Consider the following 24184-nt stretch of genomic DNA (forward strand, 5'->3'; position numbering starts at 1 on the left):
GTTCCGGTGATTTACCCCATGGTGAAAGGAGTGCGCTCACGGGCACAACGAAGGAACTTCAACGTTCACGGTTGAACCGGGCCGTACTCAGGCGGTCTGATCCCACGCTTACTTTCTGACACCGGCACTCAACCCCCCGTAGGCGAGTAAAACCAATCAGCGTTCCTCAGAAGCCATCCGAGCGAACGATCACCGTGAGTCAATCAACAGAATCAAGAGGCGTCAAGCGAGTTCCCGTGCGGCGGCATCGGCCGGCGCCGCCGCACGACAGCACTCCCGCCGGCGGGCTCCGCCGGCATCGTTCAGTTCAGCTCACTGGAATCTTCCAGGTCATGCCATCTCCGGACGGCACGAGTCCGTCGACGAACAGCGGCTTCTCGTCCCCCAGATCGTCTCCCAGTGCGGCGCGCGCCTGGACCTGGGCGCCTTCCTGCATCACTTCGCCGATGATCGGCGCTTTGAGTAGGGGTGCCGGCTTGTCCACGTCGCCGCCTCCCTGTCCGCGCACCGAGTCCACGGCCTGCGCCAACTGGTCGGCGGCGCTGGCCAGTCGCCGTCCAGCCGTCACCGCGGTCAGCGCCGCATCCCCGGAGGCTGCACCACCGACCAGCTCGACAAAGGCTTCGGCATCGGACGCCCCGGCGCTGGTCAGCTTCTTCGCGCTCCAGAAGTAGGACTGCTCGTCATGATGCAGGTCGTAGAAAGAGATCAGGAACTCGTAGAAAAGTCCGTATTCCCTGCGGTATCGCTTTTCGAACTCGGTGAAACTGCGCCGCTCGTCAACTTCCCCGGAGAGGACGCTGTTGATCGAACGGGCAGCCAGCAGACCGCTGTAGGTCGCCAGATGGACACCGGAGGAGAACACTGGGTCGACGAAGCAGGCGGCGTCTCCGGCCAGGACCATACCCGGCTTCCAGAAGGCCGTGTCGCAATACGAGTAGTCCTTGCGTACGCGGATTTCGCCGTAGGGCCCCTCGGTCACGCGCCGCGCTTCGGACAGCATGTCCTGGATCAGCGGGCTTCGCTCGATGAACTTGAAAAGGGCCTTCTCGGAGTCTCCCTGGATCTGGTCGACCCGTTCCCGTGCAATGACCGCGCCCACACTGGTCAGCTCATCAGACAGCGGGATGTACCAGAACCAGCCGTCCTCAAAGGCTTCACAGAGGATGTTTCCGTTCCTCGGAGCGGGCAGCCGCTTGCCGCCCTCGAAATATCCGAACAGCGCCACGTTCTGAAAGAACTCGGAGTAGACGCGCTTGCCGCCGGTGTGCTGGTGAATACGACTGCGGTTACCGGAACAGTCCGCCACGATGGTCGCGGATATCTCGTGTGCCGTTCCGTCGACATCCGTGTACCGCAGGCCGGTCACCCGATCGCCGTCGTCGATGATGCTGTTCACCGAACATTCTTCACGTACCTGCACCCCTACCCGGCGGGCGTTGTCGAGCAGGATTTGGTCGAATTTCATCCGCTCAACTTGGAACGCATGGGAGGTCGGGCCCGCTATCTTCGGCGAGATGGCGAAGGTGAAGGTCCACGGATCGGGGTTCGCGCCCCAGCGGAACGTCCCCCCGAGCTTCTTGACGAAACCGGCGGCTTCCACCTCTTCGGCCACACCCAGCAACTTGCAGACGCCGTGGACCGTGGAGGGCAACAGCGACTCGCCGATCTGATACCGGGGAAACTTCTCCTTCTCCAGAAGAAGGACCCGGTGCCCTTGTTTGGCCACCAGTGCAGCCAGGGTGGCTCCTGACGGTCCGCCACCGACCACAACGAGGTCGAATTTTTCGGCAGTTAATTCGGTCACGCTCTCCACTCCTCATAGACGGATTTACTGAACTCGTGAGCGTGCCGACTCATGTTGACGTTGACCGTCGGCGGCGCTGCCACCTTTGCCACGCTACACGAGGCACATCATCACCAGGAAGGCTCGCTCCAAAGGGGAAGCAACGATGCGAAGTGAACGCAAGCTTCCATGTGTCCGCGGTCGTTCGAATATCCACCAAGCACGTGCTCGCCGACGCGCTCATCAATGGATCGGCTCAAACGCCACCGGCAGACCCTTCAGGAAGCGGAAGTTGATATTCTCCTGCCACTCGGGGCGGTCTTCAAGAAGGCGGAGCCCCTCGGTGCGCTCCAGCAATCTGGACACTGCTATCTCGATCTCGGCGACCGCGAGTGCGGCACCGAGGCAATAGTGGATTCCGTGCCCGAAGGAGAGATGGTCGGCGGCATGCCGCGTGATATCCAGCTGGTTGGGGTTCTCGTACTTGAGCGGATCGCGGTTTCCCGATCCCAGCACCAGGGTGACCGACTCGCCCTGCTCGATCCGGTGTCCCAGGATATCGATGTCGGACAATGCGACACGAGTGGTGAACTGCACGGAGCTGTCATAGCGCAGAAACTCATGCGCTGCCTGAGTTCCCAACTCCCGCCGTTCTCTGAGAAGTTCCAGCTGGTCGCGGTTCCGAATAAGCGCCAGCACTGCGTTCCCAATAAGATGGGTCGTCGTGGCCTGGCCCGCGTCGATGAGCATCAATAAATTAGCGAAGACCTCGTCATCGGTGAAGTCTCCGTCCTTGAGCTGCTCGGCGACGATCTGACTGAAGAAATCCTTTCCAGTACCGGCCCGCCGCTCCTCCGCCCCCTCATCAAAGATTTCCCGGAGCGCGGTCACCCGTGGTATCTCTTTGCGGGACTGCGCAAAGAACTCAAACAGCAGCCCCTGCCAGCGTTCCAGCAGGTGGGCGGCGTGATCCGGCACACCGCCCAGCCGCGCGATCACGCCCCTGGTCAAGGGTTCGGAGAAGTCATGGATCACGTCCATGCGGCCCCGGCCGGCCGCCCGATCGAGGAGCTCGTCCGTGAGCTCTTCGATGACCGGTCGCATCTCCCGTATGAAGCGCGGCGTAAGACCCGGCCTGATCAACCCACGGAGTTTGGTGTGCCGTGGCGGCTCATGAAACACCATCATGTCCGCGATAGCGTTCTTCAGTGGTTCGATCTCGGCTCGGGCCTCGTCCGGAAGCTGTTCGTAGAAGCTTTCTATCCGGGAGCCGGAGAGTCGGTTGCCCTTGGACAGGCTGCTTATCTCCGCATATCCGAGAACCACCCAACTGCGCATCATCTTGTCGTAGTAAACAGGACTTTTCTCACGGAGTTCCCGGTAAAAGCTATATGGGTCGGCCGCGTACTGCGGGTTGAAAAGTCTGAGCAGGCTGGGCACTTCTTGGATGGCCATGTAACGACCAGCTCACTTTCGGTTCGGTGAACTCGTGTGGTGTCGCGAACAGCAGTCCTGCGACTGTCACCGGGGGTTCCTCGAAGAGGAGATGCCCCGAGGCGCCCGGAACCCGTCCCGGATACGAGTACCAGCGGAGGGGTGGGGGAAGAACCGCTGGGCGAGATCAAACGCTACCACCACACCTCTGCCATGATTCCGGAACACATCACTCCGGAAGAGCCGGCGACCGCGGAACCGTGACCGTCCGACTGCGCTCCGGATACGCCGAGCCGAAGACGCCGGGAGATACCGAAAACTGTTGACCGATCGGGCCGTTGCGGTCTTGAATGACGGCGTCATGACGTTCGCGCTTGCTGCAGCGGCACGGGGCGTCGAGGCCGATCCGGTGTACGGACGTGGTGCTCCGAGGAGTTCGGGAAGCCTGAGCAAATATCCGCCCACGGGTTTCGGCCGATGCGGCCTTCGGTTCGGGCCGCGTGCAGTCGCGAGCCTCTCCTCGTGACAAAGAATCGGCCACCGTGTCCGTTCTCGGTCGACGCGCGGGTCGGCGAGGGCTCGAAGGACACACATCCCCTCGCGCGTGCGCGGTCCACCGGGTTTTTCGCCACCAGTCAGTGAGCCTTTTCCAACCTCACGTTGAGGGTGCGTGATGGAGAAGGCTCAAGCGCTTCCTCGCATACGGTTGCCCGGCTGCGTCGTGACATCGGTGCGGTACCGGTGATCAGCTGCGGTCTTCGGCGCTGCTGCTCGGAGCGCAGCCCGCCGTAGCGGGCCCCCACCTCAGCGGTCAGCGGCTGGACCGCGATGTGCAGGTGCTTGCGCGCGTCGTAGCCGTGCGACCACAGGAAGACGTTGGTCGGCGCCGTCGAGAGTCAAGTAGCGCAGGGCGGCGAACTGGGCGTCGATGCGGTTCAGCCAGGCGCACTGCTGGCGAGCGTCATTCCGTCGGCGTACCGATCCGAACCCGGTTGCCGTCAGGGTCGCGCAGCTCGATCTCACGCGCCCACGGAACATCCTTCGCCTGTACACCGAACTCGGACGCGATGGCCTCGACACCACGAATTCGACCAGCTTGAGCCCTCGAACCGCCTTCCGTGAGCGGGTATGGGGCTTACACGCATAGCCAACCACCTAACTATGTCACCTCGCCACATGTGCGCCTGACCGGCGTCTTCCTACCGTGTGCCGACACGTACCCGTCCCCACCGCACACGAGGAAGTGGCGCACATGGCCTCCGGAACCACCGCTCCCCCACCCCCCGCAAGCCTCCCCAGAATCGTCGCCGCCAGCCTCATCGGCACCACCATCGAGTGGTACGACTTCTTCCTCTACGGCTCTGCCGCCGCGCTGGTGTTCAACAAGTTGTTCTTTCCGGACTCCGACCCGCTCGTCGGAACGCTGCTGTCGTTCCTGACGTACGCCGTCGGGATCGCGGCGCGGCCGTTGGGGGCGCTCGTGTTCGGGCACTACGGTGACCGGCTGGGGCGGAAGAAGCTGCTGGTGCTGAGTCTCGTGCTGATGGGCGGCGCCACGTTCGCCATCGGGCTGTTGCCCACGCACGCCACCGTCGGTGCCGCCGCGCCCGTGCTGCTCACCGTGCTGCGGCTGGTGCAGGGCTTCGCGCTCGGTGGTGAGTGGGGCGGTGCCGTCCTGCTGGTGTCGGAGCACGGCGACGCGCGGCGGCGCGGCTTCTGGGCCTCGTGGCCGCAGACCGGCGCGCCGGCCGGGCAGTTGCTCGCGACCGGTGTGCTGTCGCTGCTCACCGCCGTACTGTCCGACGACGCCTTCGGCTCCTGGGGGTGGCGGATCCCGTTCCTGCTCTCCGGGGTGCTCGTCGTCGTCGGTCTGTGGATACGGCTGTCCGTCGACGAGTCGCCCGTCTTCAAGGAGGCGTTGGAGCGGGCCGAGGCACGCCGGGCCGGTGCGGAGGAGAAGCTGCCGCTCGTCTCCGTGCTGCGGCACCACTGGCGGGACGTCCTCGTGGCGATGGGCGCCCGGATGGCGGAGAACATCAGCTACTACGTCATCACCGCCTTCATCCTCGTCTACGCCACCACCTCGGCCGGCGTCTCCAAGCAGACCGCGCTGAACGCCGTACTCATCGGCTCCGCCGTGCACTTCGCCGTCATCCCGGCCTGGGGCGCACTGTCCGACCGGGTCGGCCGGCGGCCCGTGTACCTGCTGGGCGCGGCGGGTGTGGGGCTGTGGATGTTCCCGTTCTTCGCGCTGGTCGACACGGGCTCGTTCGGGTACCTGATCCTCGCCGTGACCGTCGGTCTCGTGCTGCACGGAGCGATGTACGCGCCCCAGGCCGCGTTCTTCGCCGAGATGTTCGCGACCCGGATGCGGTACTCGGGGGCGTCCATCGGCGCCCAGTTCGCCTCGGTGGCGGCCGGTGCGCCGGCCCCGCTCATCGCCACCGCGCTGCTCTCGGACTACGGCAGCTCCACGCCGATCGCGCTGTACGTGATCGCCGCCGCCGTGCTGACCCTGGTCGCCGTGGGTGTCGCGCGCGAGACGCGGCACCGGGATCTCGCCCGGGTCGAGGACGAGGACGGCGAGTCGGCTGCGGCGGCTCCGGCCGCCGAGGCGCGCACCGTCTGATCGGCCGCCCTCGACGGCATCCGTACCGGCCGGCCCCGCGCGGGGCCGGTCAGTGCCGTCCCGGCGCCGCGAGCCGGTGCAGTCTCAGGGCGAGTTGGATCTCCAGGGCCCGGGCGGGTGTCTGCCAGTCCGCGCCGAGCAGGCGGCCCACGCGCTCCAGCCGCTGGGCCACCGTGTTCACGTGCACGTGCAGCGCGTCCTTGGTGCGCGCCGGGCTCATCCCGCCCTCGAAGTACGCGTCCAGGGTGCGCAGCAGTTCCGTGCCGCGCCGCTCGTCGTACGACACCACCGGGCCGATGGTCCGCTCGACGAAGCCCGCGATGTCCCGTTCGCCGGCGAGGAGCAGTCCGAGGAAGCCGAAGTCCTCGGCCGCCGCCCCGTCTCCGGCCCGGCCCAGCAGGTGCAGCGCGTCCAGGCAGCGGCGGCCCTCGGCATAGGCGGCGGCCACGGCATCGGGGTTCCCGGCGAGGTCGGTGACGGGTGCCGAGGCGCCGACCGTGACCGGCTGGTGGACGGCTGTGCCCAGGTGGCGGGCGGTGCGCCGGGCCACCTCGGTGGCGCTGTCGCCGGGGCCGAGCGGCAGCAGCAGGACCGTGCCGCCGTCGCGGGCCGCAGCCAGTCCGTGCCGGGTGGCCGCGAGGTGGGAGGCGGCGGACCACAGCCGGCGGCGGGCCGCGGCCTCCTCGTCGGCGTCGGCCGCCGGGCCGTCGAGGCGGGCGGCGAGGACGACGTGGGTGGCGCCCAGGTCCGCCTGGAGGCGGCTGGCACGCTCGCTCAGCAGGCGCGGGTCGCGGTCGCGGGCGTCGAGCAGGTCGTCCAGCAGCTCGCCGCGCACCCGCTGTTCGGCCTCCGCGGCGGAGCGGCGGGCGAGCAGCAGCAGGGAGGTGACCATGGCGGCGCGCTCCAGGGTGCGCTGGTCGACGGGGTCGAGGCCGGGGTGGCCGCGCAGGACCAGGGCGCCGAGGAGTTCGCCGCCGGCGGCCACCGCGGCGATCCAGTCGCTGCCGTGCCGTACGGCGTGCCCCTCGGCCCGGGACGCCTCCAGTGCCCCGTCCGGTGCCGCCGCGGCCTCGGTGAACTCGACCGTGCCGTCGAGTACCTGGGAGACGGCGGCGGCGACGTCGTGGACTCCGCCGCCGCGCAGGACGAGTTCGGCGAGCCGGTCGTGGACCTCGGAAGCGCGCTCGATGACGGCGCTGCGGTCCCGGATGATCTCGTTGGCGCGCTCCAGGCCGGCCAGGGCGGCCCGGGTCTCGGCGAGCAGGTTGGCGGTGTCGATCGCCGCCGCGGCGAGCGCGGCGAAGGAGCCGAGCAGGGCGATCTGCTCGCGTTCGAAGACCCGCGCGCGCCGGTCGGCCGCGAAGAGGACGCCGATCACGTGCGGGCCGAGCGTCAGCGGAACGCCGAGGATGGCGACCAGGCCCTCGTCGCGGACACCGGCGTCGATGGTGTGGGTGTGCTGGAAGCGGCCGTCCTGGAAGTAGTCGTCGGTGACGTACGGCCGCGCCGTCTGGGCGACGAGTCCGCCGAGTCCTTCTCCCATGCCGAGGCGCAGCTGCTGGAAGCGGGCGGAGACGGAGCCCTCCGTGACCCGCATGTAGGTGTCGCCGCGGGCGGGGTCGTTGAGGCTGAGGTAGGCGACGTCCGTGCCGAGCAGGGAGCGGGCGCGCTGCACGATCGCCTGCAGCACGGCGTCCAGGTCGCGCAGTCCGGCGAGGTCGTGGGCGGTCTCGAAGAGCGCCGACAGCTCCGCCTCGCGCCGCCGGCGGCCCTCCAGCTCCGCGCGTACGCGCAGGGCGAGCAGTCTGGCCTCTTCCAGCGCGGCGATCCGGCCGGCCGGCTCGCCCGCGGCGCGGGCGAGCAGCACGGGCTGCTCGTAGGCCTCGACGGAGGCGTCGCGGGCCAGCAGGTCGAGGTAGGGGGCCTCGGCGCTGCCGCTGGGTGCCGACTGCAGGTGATCGCGGGACATGGTCACAGGATTCCGTATCGGCCACCCGGCCCGGCAGGCCTGTGGAAAACTCCCGGAGCCGGTGCCGTCGGGCCGGTCAGTGGGCCGTCCACCCGCCGTCCAGGACGAGCGAGGTGCCGGTGACGAAGGACGCCTGCGGGCTGCACAGGTAGGCCACGGCCTCGGCGACCTCCTCGGGTTCGATGAGCCGCCTTACGGCGCTGTCCTTCAGAAGGACCTCGGAGAGCACGCGCTCCTCGGGGATGCCGTGCGCCTGTGCCTGGTCGGCGATCTGCTTCTCGACCAGTGGGGTGCGTACATAGGCCGGGTTCACACAGTTCGAGGTCACACCGTGGGCGGCGCCTTCCAGTGCGGCCGTCTTGGACAGGCCCTCGAGACCGTGTTTGGCGGCCACATAGGCGGACTTGAAGGCCGAGGCGCGCAGACCATGGACGGAGGACACGTTCACGATCCGGCCCCAGCCTTGCGCGTACATGTGCGGAAGGGCGCCGCGGATGAGGCGGAAGGGCGCCTCCAGCATCACGGTCAGCACCGTGTGGAACACCTCGGGCGGGAACTGCTCGATGGGCCGTACGAGTTGCAGTCCGGCGTTGTTCACCAGCACGTCGGTGCCGGCGGCGGCGCGCTCGGCGGCGTCCAGGTCGGTGAGGTCCACGGCCAGCGGTACGACGGTGCCCGCGAGCCCGTCGGTCCGCTCCGCCCGCTGGGCCAGCTCGGCCAGTCCGGCCGCGTCCCGGTCGACGGCGCGCACCTCGGCCCCGGCGGCGGCCAGCCGCAGCGCGCAGGCGCGGCCGATGCCGCTGGCAGCGCCGGTGACGAGCGCGGTGCGGCCGTCGAGTTCGAGCGCGACGGCCTGGAAGCTGGGGTCGGGACCGAGCAGGGGGGTGGGCGAGGTCATGTGCCGACCCTAAGCGGCACCCGACGGTCACCACATGTGGTCACCACACATACTTCAGCCGGCAGTCGTAGGGTCAAACCATGTGGGTGCTTCCGACATGGCTTGCTTGATCCGGAAGAGGCCGAACTCGTGCAGTTCGGGCAGCGCGTCCACCTCGAACCAGCCGACGTCCAGCGACTCGTCGTCGTTGACCCGCGCCTCGCCCCCCACGGCCCGGCAGCGGATGGTGATGTCCATGTACTGGCAGATGTCGCCGTTGGGGTAGGTCACCGGCTCCAGGGCCTGGACCAGGACGACCCGTTCGGCGACGCAGTGCACCGCCGTCTCCTCGAAGACCTCCCGCACCGCGCAGGCCGCGGGCTGCTCGCCCGGCTCCGGGATCCCGCCGATCACCGACCACTTGCGCGTGTCGGTCCGTCTGCCGAGCAGCACCCTGCCCTCGTCGTCGAAGACGATCGCGGTGACGCCAGGGAGCCACAACAGCTGTCGGCCGGCGGTGGCCCTGAGCGCGCGGATGAAGTCGGGAGTAGCCATGAGCCGACCCTAGTGGGCCGCCGCGCCACGCCCGGCCGGTTCAGGAGTCGTACGACGGTCGTACGGCGGTCGTCCGGCTACACGTCACCGGCACGGCGGGAGCGCAGTCCGGACCCGATCGCCCAGCCGATCCCGCCCGCGGCGACCAGCACCAGGGCGATCTCCGGAAGGATGCCCAGCTCGGTGGCGGGCGTGCTGGAGGTACGCAGCGGCACCTTCTGGACGACATACGCGGGCACGAACATGCCGGTCCTCTGGGTGATCCGGCCGTCCGGCAGGATGACCGCGCTGACGCCGCTGGTCACCGGCACGGTCACGGTGCGGCTGTGCTCCACCGCGCGGATCCGGGACATCGCGAGCTGCTGGTAGGTCATCTCGCTGCGGTCGAAGGTGGCGTTGTTGCTCGGCACGGAGATCATCTCCGCCCCGTGCGTCACGGTGTCCCGCACGGCCCAGTCGAAGGCGGCCTCGTAGCAGGTGGCCAGGCCGACCTTGGCGCCGTGGATGTCGAACACGCCCGGCTCGGTGCCCCGGTCGAAGTCCTGGTGGGCCATGTCGGTCCAGCTCTTGTTGATGGCTCCGACGAGCGAGCGCAGCGGAAGGTACTCGCCGAAGGGCTGGATCTGCCGCTTGTCGTAGGTCTGCGTCGGGCCCTTGGCCGGGTCCCACAGGATCTGCTCGTTGAGCAGCTTGCCGTCCTTCTCCACCACCGAGCCGACGGAGACGGGCACCCCGATGTCCTTGGCCGCCTGCTCGACGACGAGGGCGGCGTCGGCGTACTCCAACGGGTCGATGTCGGAGGAGTTCTCCGGCCACAGGACGTAGTCCGGCCTGGGGACCTTGCCCGCCCTGACGTCGGCGGCGAGCTTGTGCGTCTCGCGCGCGTGGTAGTCGAGCACGGCCCGCCGCTGGGCGTTGAACTCCAGCCCGGAGCGCGGCACGTTGCCCTGGATGAGCGCCACGGTGGCGGTGCCGTCCTCCGCCTTGTCGCTCACCAGTGCGCGGGCCGCGAGCGCGCCGCCCAGCGGTACGGCCACGCTCAGCAGCGCGGCGGTCGCGGCGGCCGGCCGCAGGGCTCGGGTCCGGCGCCGCTCGACGATCAGCCGCCCGGCCTCGTACATTCCGAAGCCGCACAGCACGACCGCGAAGCCGAGCACGGGGGTGCCGCCCACCGCGGCGAGCGGCAGGAAGACGCCGTCCGCCTGACCGAACGCGATCTTTCCCCAGGGGAAGCCCCGGAACGGCACGCGCGCGCGTGCCGCTTCGCCGGCGATCCACACGGCCGCGGCCCACACCGGCCACGCGGGCAGCCGGGAGACCGCGGCGACGCCCACGCCGACCAGCGCGACGAAGACCGCCTCGATGGCGACCAGGGCCAGCCAGGGCCCCGGCCCGACCTCCACGCCGGTCCACACCAGCAGCGGCAGCAGGAAGCCGAGCCCGAAGAGGTAGCCGAGGCCGAGCGCCGCCTTCCAGCTCCGGCCGCGCAGCACCCAGGCGAAGCCGGCGAAGGCGGGCAGGGCCAGCCACCACAGGATGCGCGGCGGAAAGCTGACGTACAGCAGCACTCCGCTCAGCGCGGAGGCGGCGGCCGGGACCAGGCGCAGGATCCGGCCGCCGCGCGCGCCGGGGGAAGGGCGCGGTTCGAGCTGGTCCGGCTGGTCCACGGAAGTTGCGGTGACGGTCACCGGGTGAGTGTACGGCGGTCGGCGTCAGCGCCGACAGCACGGTCCGCCGCCGGAACACCGGCGGTTGTGGCTGGTGGGGCGCGTTCGGGACGGTCGTGCGGCCGGGTGCTCGGCCGCCGGACCCGGCCCGGAACCGGAACGGCGTCCTGGCCGGGAAGATCGCCGGTATGGGGTGGAATCACAGCGTTTCCCCGCGCCTCGTCCCCAAACCGCCCATGAGCCGTTACGGTGTGCCCAGCCTCGGCGGCGCGGCCGGACCGGCACGCGGCCGTGGCCTGCCACAGGTCGGGGGACCGGGTACGAGGGGCGACGGGTGGGGTCTACGGGGACGGGATCCGTGACCGGTGCGTACGGCGCGGACGTCAGCAGCACACGAAGAAACGTTTCTGACGGGACGGGCATGATCCTGTTGGGGGCCTGCGCAGGGTGGTCGCTGATCACCGCGGCGGCCCACGAGGGACGGCCCGAGGGCATGCTGCTCGCGGTGCTCGCCGTGGCCGCCGGCCATGCCACGGGCCGGGTCTCCGGTGCGCTGCTGCCGGTGGCCGGGCCCTGCGCCGGCGCCGTGGCGGGGCTCACCCTGGCCGTGGCGCTGCCCGGGCTCTCCCCCGGTCCCTGGTACGCCGCCCCGCTCGGGCACGCAGGCGCCACGGCCGCGCTGCTGGTGCTGGCCACCGGCGCCGCGTGCTGTGCCGCCTGGGCGACGGCCGTACCGGCCCTCCGGTGCGGACTGTGGGCGCTGGCCTGCGCCACGGTGGCCGCCGGGGCCGTGCTGGGATCGGCGGCCGGGTGCGCGGCTGGCGCGGCCGTCCTGCTGTGCTCGCTCGCCGCGGGCGCGGCACGCGGCCGGGGCGCGTGGCTGGCCGGGCCGGCGGCCGCGGCGGGCCTGGTCGCGGCCACGATCTGGGCGCTCGCCGCGGACGCGCTGCCCGGCGGCCTCACCCGGGCGCTCGAGGACCGGTTCACCGCGCACCGGGTACAGCTGTGGCGGGACGCCCTGGGACTGGCGGGCCGCCACAGCGGTCTGGGGATCGGCCCCGGCCGGTTCGGCGAGCCGGGCACGGCCGCCCCGCGGGCCCTGCTGTCCGACGGCAGACCGCATTCGGCCCCGCTGCAGCAGGCGGCCGAGCAGGGACTGGTCGGAGTGTTCCTGCTGGTCGCCGTGTTCTGCTGGGTGCTGTACGCGCTGTGGCGCACCCCCCGCTCCACACCGGTGGCGCTCACGGCGGGCGCGACTCTGAGTGCGGTGGCCGCCCTCGCCTCGGTGAGCAACGCCCTGAGCTTCACGACGGTGACGGCCGGCGCGGCCCTCCTGGCCGGCTGGGCCACGGCCCGGCCCTGGGCCGGCGTCGGCACGGCACCGGCACGGTGAGCGGACGGCCGGGCCGGCCGGATCAGCTGGCCGTTCCCGGGGTGATCGTCCGCAGGCGGTCCCTGATGGCCCTGACCGCCGACTCCGCGTTGTCCACGGTGACGGTGAACGTGTGACCGTCCCACAGGCGCAGCACGATGCCCTCGCCCCGGCGGACGACGACCGCGGTGCCCTTCTCGGGGCGCCAGCGGTAGCCCCAGCCGCCCCACTGGCGCGGGGTGACGAGGGCGGTGAAGTCGGCACCGGCCACGTGGGAGAGCGGGATGCGGCGGCGCGGCAGCCCCATGTGCCCGCAGCGCACCTCGACGCACTCCCTGTCGAGCTTGAGGTCGACGTGCACGAAGGCGAGCGTGCCGAAGAGGACGAGCAGACCGGCCGCGATGCAGCCCACGACGGACATCACCAGCGGGGCGATACCGGAGGTCCAGGCCGAGTCGACGGCCAGTTCGATACCGAGTGCCATGCAGGCGGCACCGACCAGGGCCAGCAGCCACTGGACCCGGTTGGTGGCGCGTCCCTTCCAGACGTCCGGGGGCGAAGTGTCGTCGGCGTCGGGGTGGTCCCTCATGTTTATGAGGTTACTCAGCTTTGGCTGCGCGGGGAGCGGCTCGCGGTGGGTGACTGCTCCGTGCGGCTCAGACCGGGGCCCGGGCCGCCGTGGACGGGCGCCGAAGCGGTGCGGGTTTCAGCTGCGGTCGGCGAGCGGGCCGGTGGCCGGCAGCAGCCGCCCCTCGGCGTAGTGCAGCGCGGGCGCGGGCAGCGGGCCCGGCCGGCCGCTCAGCAGGACCGTCAGCGTGCCCTCGGCGGGCGCCTCGGGGGCGGGGAGCTCGCCGAGCCGGCGCAGGGCCTGGGCGGCCACCGCTCCGGCGGAGCCGTGCAGCACGAGAGGGGCGGCGTCGGGGCGCTGGACCGCGGCGCGGATACGTTCCGCCACCAGCTCGTAATGGGTGCAGCCCAGGACGACGGTCGTTACGTCGTCGGGCGTGAGTGCGGCCGCCGCGGCGACGGCCGCGTCGATGGCCGCCTCGTCGGCCTGCTCGACGGCCTCGGCCAGACCCCAGCACGGCACCTCGGCCACCCGCACGCCGGCGGCGAATTCCTCGATCAGGCCGCGCTGGTAGGCGCTGCCCGTGGTGGCGGGGGTCGCCCAGATGGCGACGGGTCCGCCGCCGGCCGCGGCCGGCTTGATCGCCGGGACCGTGCCGACGACCGGGATGCCGGGTTCCAGGCGGGCACGCAGCGCGGGCAGGGAGTGCACGGTGGCCGTGTTGCAGCCGATGATCAGCGCGTCGGGCCGGTGAGCCGCGGCGGCCTCGGCCACATCCAGCGCACGCCGGGTGACGTCCTCGGGGGTACGCGGCCCCCAGGGCATGCCGTCCGGATCCAGGGAGAGCACGAGATCCGCGTCGGGCCGCAGGCGCCGTACCGCGGCGGTGGCCGCCAGCAGGCCGATTCCGGAGTCCATGAGCGCGATCTTCACCCGGCCACGATAGACGATGCGGCCTCGGGGGACGGTCGGGTGGGGCAGACTGCGGCCGTGAGCGCCTTCCTGTGGATCACCGTCGTATCGCTCGCCGCGTGGTGCTGGCTGCTGCTCGGCCAGGGCTTCTTCTGGCGCACGGACGTCCGGCTGCCGCGGCGCCGGGAACCCGACGAGTGGCCTTCGGTCTGTGTGGTCGTACCGGCCCGTGACGAGGCCGCCGTGCTGCCCGGCAGTCTGCCGTCGCTGCTGGGGCAGGACTATCCGGGGCGGGCGGAGATCTTCCTGGTGGACGACGGGAGCACGGACGGCACCGGGGAGCTGGCCCGGGAACTGTCCCGGCGGCACGGCGGGCTGCCGCTCACGGTGGGCTCGCCCGGTGAGCCGCCGGCGGGCTGGACGGGCAAGCTGTGGGCCGTGCGGCACGGCATCGAGTCGGCACGCGCGCGTGATCCCGAGTACCTGCTGCTGACGGACGCGGACATCGCGCACGCGCCGGACAGCCTGCGCGAGCTGGTGGCCGCGGCCCGCACCGGGGGCTTCGACGTCGTGTCGCAGATGGCACGGCTGCGGGTGGCGAGCCTGTGGGAGCGCCTCGTCGTGCCGGCGTTCGTGTACTTCTTCGCTCAGCTGTACCCCTTCCGCCGGATCGGCCGCCAGGGATCGCGCACGGCCGCGGCGGCGGGCGGCTGCGTCCTGCTGCGCGCGGACATGGCCGAAAAGGCACGCATCCCGGAGGCGATCCGGCACGCCGTCATCGACGACGTGGCGCTCGCGCGCGCGGTGAAGGACGCCGGCGGTCACATCTGGCTGGGGCTGGCCGACCGGGTGGACAGCGTGCGCCCCTATCCGCGGCTGCGCGACCTGTGGCGGATGGTCTCGCGCAGCGCCTACGCCCAGCTGCGGCACCAGCCGCTGCTCCTCCTCGGTACGGTCGCCGGGCTCGCGCTCGTCTATCTGATGCCGCCGGCCGCCGTGGCCGTGGGCACGGCCGGCGGAGATACGGCGACCACGCTCGCCGGGGCGTCGGGGTGGGCGGTGATGGCGGGCACGTACCTGCCGATGCTGCGCTACTACCGGCAGCCGCTGTGGCTCGCGCCGCTCCTGCCGCTCACCGCGTTCCTGTACCTGCTGATGACGGTCGACTCCGCCGTGCAGCACCACCGCGGGCGCGGGGCCGCCTGGAAGGGCCGCACCTACGCCCGTCCGGGCGCCGTGCCCGACGAGGGCTGAGTCCGGCTCACTTGCGGCCGGGCGTCCAGTTCATGCCCCAGCCGTAGGCGCGGTCCATGGTCCGCTGCGGGCTCGATCCGCGTTCCGGCACCAGGTACCGCGCCTCGCGCTGCACGAGGAGGTCGCCGCCGGTGTTGGTGATCAGCGCGAGCGCGCACACCGGGGAGGCGACGGTGCACTCGTCCAGCGAGAACTCGATGGGCGCGCCGTGCTCCGGCCGGAGGGTGACGGTGGCGTGCAGGTCGGCGAAGGAGCTCGCGCCCTCGTAGATGGTGACGAAGACCAGGATGCGCCGGAAGTCGTGCTTGTGGTCGAGGTTGACGGTGAGGTTCTCGCCGCTCGCCACGGCTCCGGTGCGGTCGTCGCCGTCGAGGTGGATGTACGGCGGCCGGTGCAGCGAGCCGAAGGCGTTGCCGAGGGCCTGGACGACTCCCTTGCGGCCGTCGGTGAGTTCGTACAGGGCGCACAGGTCGAGGTCGACCTCGCCGTGACCGCCCCACCGGCTGCCCCAGCCCGGCAACTGCTTGCGCATCTGCCAGTTGAGGTTCACCCGCAGGGCACCGGAGGTGCCGCCCTGCTTGGCCAGCGAGACGGAGGGGGCCGCCTTGGTGAGGGTGACCTTGGACAGGCGGACCGGCTGGGCGGCAGGTGCGGGCGGCGGTGGCGGGGCCGGGGCCGGGACCGCACTGGCCGGCGGGGCCGGAGCCGCGGCGGCACGGGTCGGCGGTGTGGCCCGGGCCGCCGCCGCGGGCGGTGCGGTGTGCTGCGGTTCGTCCACGGTGATGCCGAAGTCCGTGGCCAGTCCTTCGAGTCCGCTGCTGTAGCCCTGGCCGACGGCACGGAACTTCCAGCCGCCCTGGCGGCGGTACAACTCGCCGAGCACGAAGGCCGTCTCCACGGTCGCGCCGGGGCTGTCGAAGCGGGCGACGACCTGGCCGGTGGCCGCGTCGGTCACCTGGATGTAGAGGTCCGGGACCTGCCCGAACGTCCCGCCGTCCGCGGACGCCGCCAGGACGATCCGCTCGATGCCGTCCTCCACGCGCGCGAGGTCGGCCAGCAGGGTGTCGGTGACGCGCCCGCCGGCGGCCCGCTTGCCCTCGTGGCGCACCGCCCCGGAGGAGTGGGCGGGCTGGTTGTAGAAGACGAAGTCCCCGTCGGAACGGACCTTTCCGGCCGAGAGCAGCAACGCGGAGGCGTCGGCGTCCGGTACCCCGGGGCCGGAGCGCCAGCCCAGTTCGACGCGCAGCGCCGTGGTCGGCACCTGCGTGTTCGATCCTTTCGACATTGTCATGTCCGCCCCCATCACGTGTCGGCTCCCGGCTTTCGCCCTACGGGCCGCGTCATCCCTGCCGCGTCGTCCCGGTGCGCGTCATCCCTACCCGCCCAACCTATTCCGGGGCGCAGCGCGCCGCCATGAACGGCACAGCAAGATCGCCGGTCAACCGCCGGTAACCCTGAAGGAACTCGCCTTTTACCCGATCCAAACGTTGATCCGCGTCCCTTTTTGCCGAGTTCGCTCGGATTGGGGATCCCAGGCCACTGCCGACACGGAAAACAACCCTCTTATCGGTCTCCCCAACCAGCACATCGTGGGCTTAACTTATGTGCCATGACCTCCCCCCGCTCCACTTATGGTGGCGGCTACTACTCCGCCTCCTTCCCGGACACCCCGATCTACGACTCGCTCGTCGCCGAGCGGGGCACCCCGCAGATCGCCCCGATCCGGGTCCCCGCCGCCTACGACACGGGCAGCAGCCTGCCCGCACTGCCGTCGGCCCTCCCCGCCCTCCCGGCGGCCCCGTCCCCGCACGCCCCGGCCTACGGCTACCCGCAGACGCCGCAGCCCGCTCCGCTGCAGCAGGCGCCCACGGCGTACATCCCGCAGCAGGCGAGCGCTCCGCGCGGCTATCCCGGCCAGCAGGCCCCGCAGTATCAGCGGCCGATGGCGCCGGGCAACGGGTACGAGGCCATGCGCCCGGCCGCCCCGCGACCCGCGCCGGCGCCCTACCAGGACCCGTACAACAACCAGCAGTACCGCGGCTACTGACGGCGTGCCCCGGCTGTCGGTGCCGCCTGGCACGATGGACGGCATGGGAAACGCCGAAGTGGACTCGATCCACATCCATCCGGTCAAGGCGTTCCGGGGCATTTCGCCCCGGGAGGCCGTGGTGGAGCCCTGGGGCCTGGCCGGGGACCGACGCTGGACGCTGATCGATCACGGGGGAAAGGTCGTCACACAGCGGGAGCAGCCGCGCCTCGCACTGGCCGCCGCCGAGCCTCTGGCCGGCGGCGGCATTCGTCTGTCCGCGCCCGGCGCCGCCCCGTTGACCGTCGAGGTGCCGGAGCCGACGGTGACCGTGCCGACGAGCGTGTTCGGCACGAAGGTGGAGGGGGTCCCTGCCGACGCGGCCGCGCACGCCTGGTGCAGCGCCTGGCTGGGGGCCGAGGTCCGCCTGGTGCACATGGACGATCCGGCCACCCGCCGTCCCGTCGATCCCGAGTACGCACTGCCGGGCGAGACGGTGAGCTTCGCCGACGGCTACCCCCTGCTGGTCACCACGGTGGCCTCGCTCCAGGCCCTGAACTCCCTGATCGCCGAGGGCCCGAACGCCCACGAGGGACCGCTGCCGATGAACCGGTTCCGGCCCAACGTCGTCGTCGCCGGCACCGAGCCCTGGGCAGAGGACGGCTGGACGCGCATCGCCATCGGTGAGGTGGTCTTCCGGGCCCCGAAACCCAGCGGACGGTGCGTCGTGACCACCACCGACCAGACCACGGCCCTGCGGGGCAGGGAACCGCTGCGCACACTGGCACGCCACCGCCGGATCGGCGGGCAGCTGCTGTTCGGCCAGAACCTCGTGCCGCTCTCCCCCGGCACGGTCCGGGTCGGTGACCCGGTACGGGTGCTGGAGTAGGCGCCGTGCGCGAGCGACGGGCGGAGAGCGGTCCGGCGATGATCCGCCGGCCGGGAACCCCGGGGCCGCTCCCGGTCGTTGAGCGTGCGTGAGAAATTCATGAGAGGCCGCGGGCATCGGGTAGCGCGGCGGACGTGACGTCGCTCTCTCCGGTCCGGTCCGGGGGGCGAGCGCCGATGCCGGGGGTTATGACGGACCGGAAGGGGGTGGGGACATGCGTGCACTCACTGGGCTGTGGCGCTGGCGGCACAATCCGCTGTGCCGTACCACCGACCTGGCCGAGGCCTGGGTGGCCCTCGTGGCCCTGCTGCTGATCGCCGTGGCCGCACCCGTGACCGGCTGCCTGGTCGGTGCCGCCGCCCAGGACTCGCTCCAGCGGTCCGCACGGCAACAGCAGCACGCGCGCCACCTGGTCACGGCCACGGTGGTCCGCGGTCTGGGCGGAACCATGCCGGAGACCGACCCCGACTCCAGCTCCGCGCGCGAGACGCACAGCCGCGTCCTCGCGAGCTGGACCGGGCCGGACGGCAGCGTGCAGCACGGCCCGGTGCTGGCGGACCTCAAGTCCCCGCACCGCGGGGACCGCTTCAGCCTCTGGACCGACCCGCACGGCCGAATAACGACCCGCCCGCTGGACTCCGCCACGGCGACGACGCACGCCGTGCTCGCCGGGATCGGCACGGCCCTGCTGACGGCGGGCCTGGTCGAGTGCGGCCGGCGCCTGACCGTGTGGAGCCTGGTCCGCCGGCGGTACGCGCGCTGGGACCAGGCATGGGACCGGGCGGGCCCGGACTGGGGCAAGGCGGGCACCGGCAGTTGACGGCCTCGCGGCTCTGGTCAACCGGGCGTGCACGCACACGCTACGGTGGACCGGCCGAAGCGCTTTCGGCGACGACCCGCGGGTGCGTGAACCCCGGGGCGCGCAGGTGACGAGGGCGCGAACGCGCTCACGCCCCTGGGGCCGAGCACGCTCGCCGTCCGGGCACCGGCGGCATCGCCCCGGCGCGCGGCGAGCCATCAGTACGACTAGGTGGGGGCACAGCAACGCCATGGCACAGGGCACGGTCCAGGTGACGCACACCGGTACTTCGCGGTGGCGGCGCCGCACGGGTGAGTACGCTTCGCTCGCCGCCGCCCTGGAGGCCGCCGCCGACGGCGACGTCCTCACGATCGCCCCCGGCACCTACCGGGAGAACCTCGTCGTCCAGCGGACGGTGACGCTCCGTGGGCCCGAGGGATCCCCCGGCTCGGTGCGGATCGCGCCCCTGGACGGGGTGCCGCTCACCGTGCGGGCCTCGGCCGTCGTGCAGGACGTGCACGTGGAGGGCCAGGACGCGGCGGCGCCCGCGGTGCTGATCGAGGACGGCACGCCCGAGCTGACGGACCTGCGGATCGTGACCCGGTCCGCCGCCGGCATCGAGGTGCGCGGTGGTGCCCGCCCGACCGTGCGCCGGTGCACCGTCGACAACCCGGCAGGCATCGGTGTCGCCGTGTTCGACGGCGGGAGCGGGGTCTTCGAGGAGTGCGAGGTCGTCGCGGCCGGGCAGGCGGGAGTGGCGGTGCGCGGCGGCGCCCATCCTCGGCTGGAGCGCTGCCGGGTGCACCACGCCTCCGGCACCGGCCTGACCGTCACCGGCGAGAACTCCTCGCTGGAGGCGGTGGGTTGCGAGGTCTACGAGGTGCGCGGCTCCGGGGTGCAGGTCACCCAGCGGGCCACCGCGCATCTGACCGACTGCGATGTGCACCGCACCACCGCCGACGGCATCACCCTGGACACCGACGCGGTGCTCACCCTCGCCGACTGCCGCCTCCACGACATCCCGGAGAACGCGGTCGACCTGCGCTCCCGCTCGGTGCTCACGCTGACCCGCACGACGGTCCGTCGGTTCGGGCGCAACGGCCTGTCGGTGTGGGATCCGGGGACCCGGGTGGACGCCAACCAGTGCGAGATCTTCGACAGCACCGGCGACTATCCGGCGGTGTGGGTGAGCGACGGGGCCACCGCCGTGCTCGACTCGTGCCGGGTGCACGACGTGCCGGACGCGCTGTTCGTGCTGGACCGCGGTTCCCGCGCGGACGTGGTGGACAGCGACCTGTCGCAGGTGCGCAACACGGCCGTGTCGGTGAGCGACGGGGCGACCGCGCAGCTGGACGACTGCCGGATCAGGGATGCGGCCACCGGCGCCTGGTTCCGCGACCACGGCAGCGGTGGCACGCTCAACAACTGCACCGTGGACGGCACCCAGACCGGCGTCATCGTCACCAAGGGCGCCGACCCGACCATCGAGCGCTGTACGGTCGACTCCCCCGCCGAGGCCGGTTTCTACGTCTCGGCGGGCGGCCGGGGCAGCTTCCTGAACTGCCGGGTGACCGGCAGCGGCGGGTACGGCTTCCATGTGATCGACGGCTGTCGTACGACGCTGCGCAAGTGCCGCACGGAGCGGTGTGCGCGCGGTGGGTACGAGTTCGCCGACGGCGGCCCGGACGCCGGGGCCGGCACCGGGCCGGTCGTCGAGGACTGCACCAGCGACGAGAGCGGCGGTCCGCGGACGCCCACGGCCCGTGAGGCGGCGGTGCAGACGGTGCCGCAGTCCGCCGGCCTGCTGGGCTCGCTGCCCGGGCAGCGGGCGGCGGAACAGCAGCCGCCGGTGGCGCCGGACGAGCCGCAGCGCACGCCGAAGGACGTGCTCGGCGAACTCGACGCGCTGGTGGGCCTGGAGAGCGTCAAGCGCGAGGTGCGGGCGCTGACCGACATGATCGAGGTGGGCCGGCGCCGGCAGCAGGCGGGGCTGAAGGCAGCCTCCGTCAAACGGCACCTGGTCTTCACCGGCTCCCCCGGCACGGGCAAGACGACGGTCGCCCGGCTCTACGGCGAGATCCTCGCCTCGCTGGATGTGCTGGAGAAGGGCCACCTGGTGGAGGTGTCCCGGGTCGACCTGGTCGGCGAGCACATCGGATCCACGGCGATCCGCACCCAGGAGGCCTTCGAACGGGCGCGCGGCGGAGTGCTGTTCATCGACGAGGCGTACGCGCTGTCCCCGGAGGACGCCGGGCGTGACTTCGGCAAGGAGGCCATCGACACGCTGGTGAAGCTGATGGAGGACCACCGGGACGCGGTGGTGGTGATCGTCGCCGGGTACACCGCGGAGATGGAACGCTTCCTGTCCGTCAACCCGGGCGTGGCCTCCCGCTTCTCCCGAACCATCACCTTCGGCGACTACGGCCCCGAGGAGTTGCTGCGGATCGTGGAGCAGCAGGCCGACGAGCACGAGTACCGGCTCGCGCCCGGGGCGTCCGAGGCGCTGCTGAAGTACTTCACGGAGCTCCCGAAGGGCCCGGCGTTCGGCAACGGCCGGACCGCCCGGCAGACGTTCGAGGCGATGGTGGAGCGCCACGCCGGCCGGGTCGCCCAGCTGGCCGACCCGACCACCGACGACCTGACCCTGCTGTACGCGGAGGACCTGCCGGAGCTGCCGTGAGCGGTCCGCGGCCTCAGCCCCGGGTTCCCGGATCCGGGCGCTGGCCCGGCAGCCGCGGGCGCAGGCGGGTCAGGAGGCGGTTCCGTTCCCGGGTGAAGACGGGGTCCGACTGGTAGTCGGAGTGGCCGAGGATCGGGGCCGGGAGCGGGTGGTCGGGGCTGCGGCCGTAGGCGAGCGGGTCGCGCAGCGGTTCGTGGTCCACGTCGGGGGCGGTGTCGTCGGGGACGCGGGCAGGGACCCGCACGGGGCCGCCGATGGGGTCGGTGCGGCGGTAGAGGTTGCGCCAGCAGGCGATGTCGTGGTGCAGGGCGGCGAGCGCGGGCGGGCCGAAGTGGGCCGGGAACCAGCGGCCGTACAGGCGCTCCAGCGGGGAGCCGTAGGTGAGCAGGGCGACCCGGCCGCGTACGGGCGGCGGCAGCTGCCAGGCCGCGGCGGCGGCGAGGACACTGCCCTGGGAGTGGCCGGACAGCACCAGCCGGCCGCCGGTGCGCCGGGTCCAGGTGGCCATGCGCCAGGTCAGGTCCGGCACGGCGCGTTCGGCGTAGCAGGGCGGGGCGAAGGGGTGGGCGGCGCGGGGCCAGAAGGTGCCGACGTCCCAGAGGATGCCGATGGTGCGTCGTGCCGAGGCGTCCTTGTAAGCGCGCCGGCCCCAGGTCACGAACAGCAGGAAGCCGAGTCCGACCAGCCAGGAGCCCAGCGCCTGCGAGGTCTCGGCCACGGCCTGGACGAGGTGGTGGGAGGCGTGGGCCGCCCCGTCGGGCGTCTCCCTCGTGGCCAGGGCTCCGGCCAGTGCCGCGCTGCCCAGGACGAGGGTGGTGGCGGTGAGGACGGCGACGACGAGGGGCGTCCGGTCGGTCAGGGTGGCCATGGCGCGGGCGTGGGCGACGGCGCGGGTGCGGGGCGGGTCCTCCGGTTCGCCGGGGTGCTCCCGGCGGACCCGGTCGCGTTCGGCGCGGGCGAGCCGGGCGGTGCGTGTCGCCAGCGCGGCGGACAGCAGGAGGAGGACCGCGAGGAGCGGTGGGATGGCGGATGCCTGCCAGGTCAGCAGGACGGGCGGCCCGGTGAGCAGGGCGCGGGTGCCGTCCAGCCAGTCGGCGACCCGCTGCGCGACCCCGCCGGAGATGACTCCGCCGAGGGCGCAGGCGAGCAGCGCGACGGCGGGGCCGCCCAGGCCGCGCATTGCGGCGCGCGGGTCGGGGCGGCGCCGGTGCAGGTACCCGGCCACGGCGGCGAGGGCGAGGACGAGCAGGCCCTGGGTCAGCATGAGGGTGCCGAAGGCGGGGTCGCCGGGCAGCCGGCCCGCGGACCGCCAGCCGGGCCGGGACCAGCCGGCATAGAGCAGGGCTGACAGCAGCAGGGCCAGCGCGGCGAGCGGCAGAGCGCGTACGAGGTGCCGGTCGAGCCGCTGGTCGAGACGGCGCTCGCTGCGACCCCGGCGGCACACCACGCCCACGACCGCGGCACCGCAGGCGAGCAGGGCCACGGCCAGCAGCCGGCCGAGCAGGTCCAGCACGGCGGGCCCGCCGCCTCGCAGATCGAAGCGCACCGCCGGGGTGACGACGGCGGCGGCCACGGTGAGCAGCCCCGCCGCGGTGTGCGCCGCCCGCAACCGGGCAACCAGCCGCCGCCCGTACCAGAACCCTGGCCGGGCGAGAGCACTGCCGTGGGGGGCGGGGTCGGGTACGTCCCGCTCGGGACCGTGAGTGCCCGACACCGAGCTGTCCGCATCCCGCCCGGGAGCGGGGGCGCCCGGCACGGGACCGGCGGCCGGCATGGAGCCCTGGGCATCCGGCTCGGGTCCGTGAGTGTTCGGCACGGGACCGGGGGTGCCCCGCTCGGGGGCGGGAGCGTCCGGCATGGAGCCGTCGGCGTCCGGTAAGTCGTCAGGGGCGCCCGGCACGGTATCCCGAGCGTCCCGCTCGCGGCCCTCGGCCCCGGGGGCGGATCCGTCCACGGGCGGCAGGGTTCCGGGGGTGCCCGGCGCAGGGGCGGGGGAGAGTGGCGGGTAGGACTCGTAGGCGCGCCAGGTGCGGTGTGAGAGGTACCAGAGCAGGGCGGTCAGCGCGGTGGGCAGGGCCGCGGCGAGGGCGAGTCTGCGGCCCGGTGCGCTCCACCAGCCGCCGGATCCGGCCGGGGCGCCGGGGCCCGCGGGCTCCAGGAAGCCCAGCCAGGAATGGCGGCGGACGCAGGCGCGGGTGCCCGCGCACTGCCAGGCGACCAGGTCGAGCGCCACCTCGCAGGCGGCCGCCACCAGCAGCACGGTCAGGGTGAGGGCGGCCAGACGCACCAGGAGGCCGTAGAGCCGGACGGTGCGGGGCCGGGCGGGCGCGGCGGGCCGCATCCAGTGGGCGAGGTTGACCACCATGAACGGCAGCAGCAACAGCCACAGGGCGCGGCTGCCGTCGCCGGAGGTGAGCTTGCACCAGACGTACGCCTCGCGGACCGGTCCGCCGCGGGAGCGCCGCCCGGCCGGGTCGGTCTCGGTGTCCTCCGCGCGCCGGAAGACGGCGGCCGTGTCGTCGCCGGTGACCCGGACCGTTCGCGGATCGCCGAGCATCCTCTCCGGCGTGGCGCCGCCGACGCCGTGCACCAGCAGCTCCAGCTCGGTCTCCGGGTCCGCGAGCCGGCCCACGCCCTCCTCGGCACCGTCCGGTAACGACCCGGTGTGCCGCTCGCACCGCCCGGCCGAGCACTCTGGACGGCACCCGGCCTGCCGGTCCGGGTGCCGTCCAGAGCCTTCCGGGTGCGGCCCGGCATCCCCCTCGTA

The 24184-nt window shown here is 72.1% G+C and carries 17 protein-coding genes and 1 pseudogene; 7 read left to right on the forward strand and 11 right to left on the reverse strand.

Translation table 11 applies throughout. The annotated features are described in order from the left end of the window. Positions 1–307 precede the first annotated feature (307 nt). The 3 genes and pseudogenes from S1361_RS05320 to S1361_RS40035 form a co-directional block, all read right to left on the reverse strand. Entirely contained in the window at positions 308–1807 is a 1500-nt protein-coding gene (locus S1361_RS05320) for a tryptophan 7-halogenase (RefSeq protein ID WP_208030674.1), read from the reverse strand. A gap of 222 nt (positions 1808–2029) precedes the next feature. Next, positions 2030–3241, reverse strand: a complete 1212-nt coding sequence (locus tag S1361_RS05325; RefSeq protein ID WP_208030675.1) for a cytochrome P450 — start codon at positions 3239–3241, stop codon at positions 2030–2032. Positions 3242–4181: 940 nt separating this feature from the next. Further along, positions 4182–4310: pseudogene (locus tag S1361_RS40035) on the reverse strand (VOC family protein); the annotation flags it as partial. Positions 4311–4472: 162 nt separating this feature from the next. Here S1361_RS40035 and S1361_RS05330 point away from each other — a divergent pair. Continuing rightward, positions 4473–5849 (forward strand): MFS transporter, encoded by a 1377-nt coding sequence (locus S1361_RS05330; protein ID WP_208030676.1) that lies wholly within the window; start codon positions 4473–4475, stop codon positions 5847–5849. A 49-nt stretch (positions 5850–5898) separates the two neighbouring features. Here S1361_RS05330 and S1361_RS05335 read toward each other — a convergent pair whose 3' ends face one another. The 4 genes from S1361_RS05335 to lnt form a co-directional block, all read right to left on the reverse strand. Beyond that, complete coding sequence (locus S1361_RS05335) at positions 5899–7818, reverse strand: helix-turn-helix domain-containing protein (RefSeq protein ID WP_208030677.1); 1920 nt, start codon at positions 7816–7818, stop codon at positions 5899–5901. Between the two features lie 76 nt (positions 7819–7894). Continuing rightward, positions 7895–8716 (reverse strand): 3-hydroxybutyrate dehydrogenase, encoded by an 822-nt coding sequence (locus S1361_RS05340; protein WP_208030678.1) that lies wholly within the window; start codon positions 8714–8716, stop codon positions 7895–7897. Positions 8717–8770: 54 nt separating this feature from the next. Beyond that, positions 8771–9250 (reverse strand): NUDIX hydrolase, encoded by a 480-nt coding sequence (locus S1361_RS05345; protein ID WP_208030679.1) that lies wholly within the window; start codon positions 9248–9250, stop codon positions 8771–8773. A gap of 77 nt (positions 9251–9327) precedes the next feature. Continuing rightward, positions 9328–10938 carry an apolipoprotein N-acyltransferase gene (lnt, locus tag S1361_RS05350; protein ID WP_208030680.1) on the reverse strand — a complete coding sequence of 537 codons (1611 nt, stop codon included), beginning with the start codon at positions 10936–10938 and terminating at the stop codon, positions 9328–9330. Positions 10939–11338: 400 nt separating this feature from the next. Between lnt and S1361_RS05355 the strand changes: the two genes are divergently transcribed. Next, positions 11339–12310, forward strand: coding sequence for an O-antigen ligase family protein (locus S1361_RS05355; RefSeq protein ID WP_208030681.1), 972 nt, complete (start codon positions 11339–11341; stop codon positions 12308–12310). 22 nt (positions 12311–12332) lie between these two features. Here S1361_RS05355 and S1361_RS05360 read toward each other — a convergent pair whose 3' ends face one another. Both S1361_RS05360 and S1361_RS05365 read right to left on the reverse strand, forming a co-directional pair. Continuing rightward, the gene (locus S1361_RS05360; RefSeq protein ID WP_208030682.1) at positions 12333–12878 is read right to left on the reverse strand and encodes a hypothetical protein; all 546 of its coding nucleotides are present in this window, start codon (positions 12876–12878) and stop codon (positions 12333–12335) included. 117 nt (positions 12879–12995) lie between these two features. Continuing rightward, positions 12996–13790, reverse strand: a complete 795-nt coding sequence (locus S1361_RS05365) for a glutamate racemase (RefSeq protein ID WP_208030683.1) — start codon at positions 13788–13790, stop codon at positions 12996–12998. Between the two features lie 39 nt (positions 13791–13829). Between S1361_RS05365 and S1361_RS05370 the strand changes: the two genes are divergently transcribed. Then, positions 13830–15023, forward strand: a complete 1194-nt coding sequence (locus S1361_RS05370; protein ID WP_208030684.1) for a glycosyltransferase — start codon at positions 13830–13832, stop codon at positions 15021–15023. A 7-nt stretch (positions 15024–15030) separates the two neighbouring features. Here S1361_RS05370 and S1361_RS05375 read toward each other — a convergent pair whose 3' ends face one another. Then, entirely contained in the window at positions 15031–16326 is a 1296-nt protein-coding gene (locus S1361_RS05375; protein WP_243769091.1) for a TerD family protein, read from the reverse strand. 306 nt (positions 16327–16632) lie between these two features. Here S1361_RS05375 and S1361_RS05380 point away from each other — a divergent pair, with 306 nt between their 5' ends. From S1361_RS05380 to S1361_RS05395, 4 genes are all read left to right on the forward strand, one after another. Continuing rightward, a complete protein-coding gene (locus S1361_RS05380) occupies positions 16633–17070 on the forward strand; it encodes a DUF6643 family protein (RefSeq protein ID WP_208030685.1) in 438 nt (145 codons plus the stop codon). 43 nt (positions 17071–17113) lie between these two features. Beyond that, positions 17114–17938, forward strand: a complete 825-nt coding sequence (locus S1361_RS05385; protein WP_208030686.1) for an MOSC domain-containing protein — start codon at positions 17114–17116, stop codon at positions 17936–17938. Between the two features lie 214 nt (positions 17939–18152). Then, positions 18153–18758 (forward strand): Rv1733c family protein, encoded by a 606-nt coding sequence (locus tag S1361_RS05390; protein WP_208030687.1) that lies wholly within the window; start codon positions 18153–18155, stop codon positions 18756–18758. A gap of 229 nt (positions 18759–18987) precedes the next feature. After that, positions 18988–21417, forward strand: a complete 2430-nt coding sequence (locus S1361_RS05395) for a right-handed parallel beta-helix repeat-containing protein (protein WP_208030688.1) — start codon at positions 18988–18990, stop codon at positions 21415–21417. A 13-nt stretch (positions 21418–21430) separates the two neighbouring features. Here S1361_RS05395 and S1361_RS05400 read toward each other — a convergent pair whose 3' ends face one another. After that, positions 21431–23974 carry a hypothetical protein gene (locus S1361_RS05400; protein ID WP_208036478.1) on the reverse strand — a complete coding sequence of 848 codons (2544 nt, stop codon included), beginning with the start codon at positions 23972–23974 and terminating at the stop codon, positions 21431–21433. Positions 23975–24184: the final 210 nt, after the last annotated feature.

This window comes from Streptomyces cyanogenus (assembly GCF_017526105.1).
In the GTDB taxonomy this organism is placed as follows: Bacteria; Actinomycetota; Actinomycetes; order Streptomycetales; family Streptomycetaceae; genus Streptomyces; species Streptomyces cyanogenus.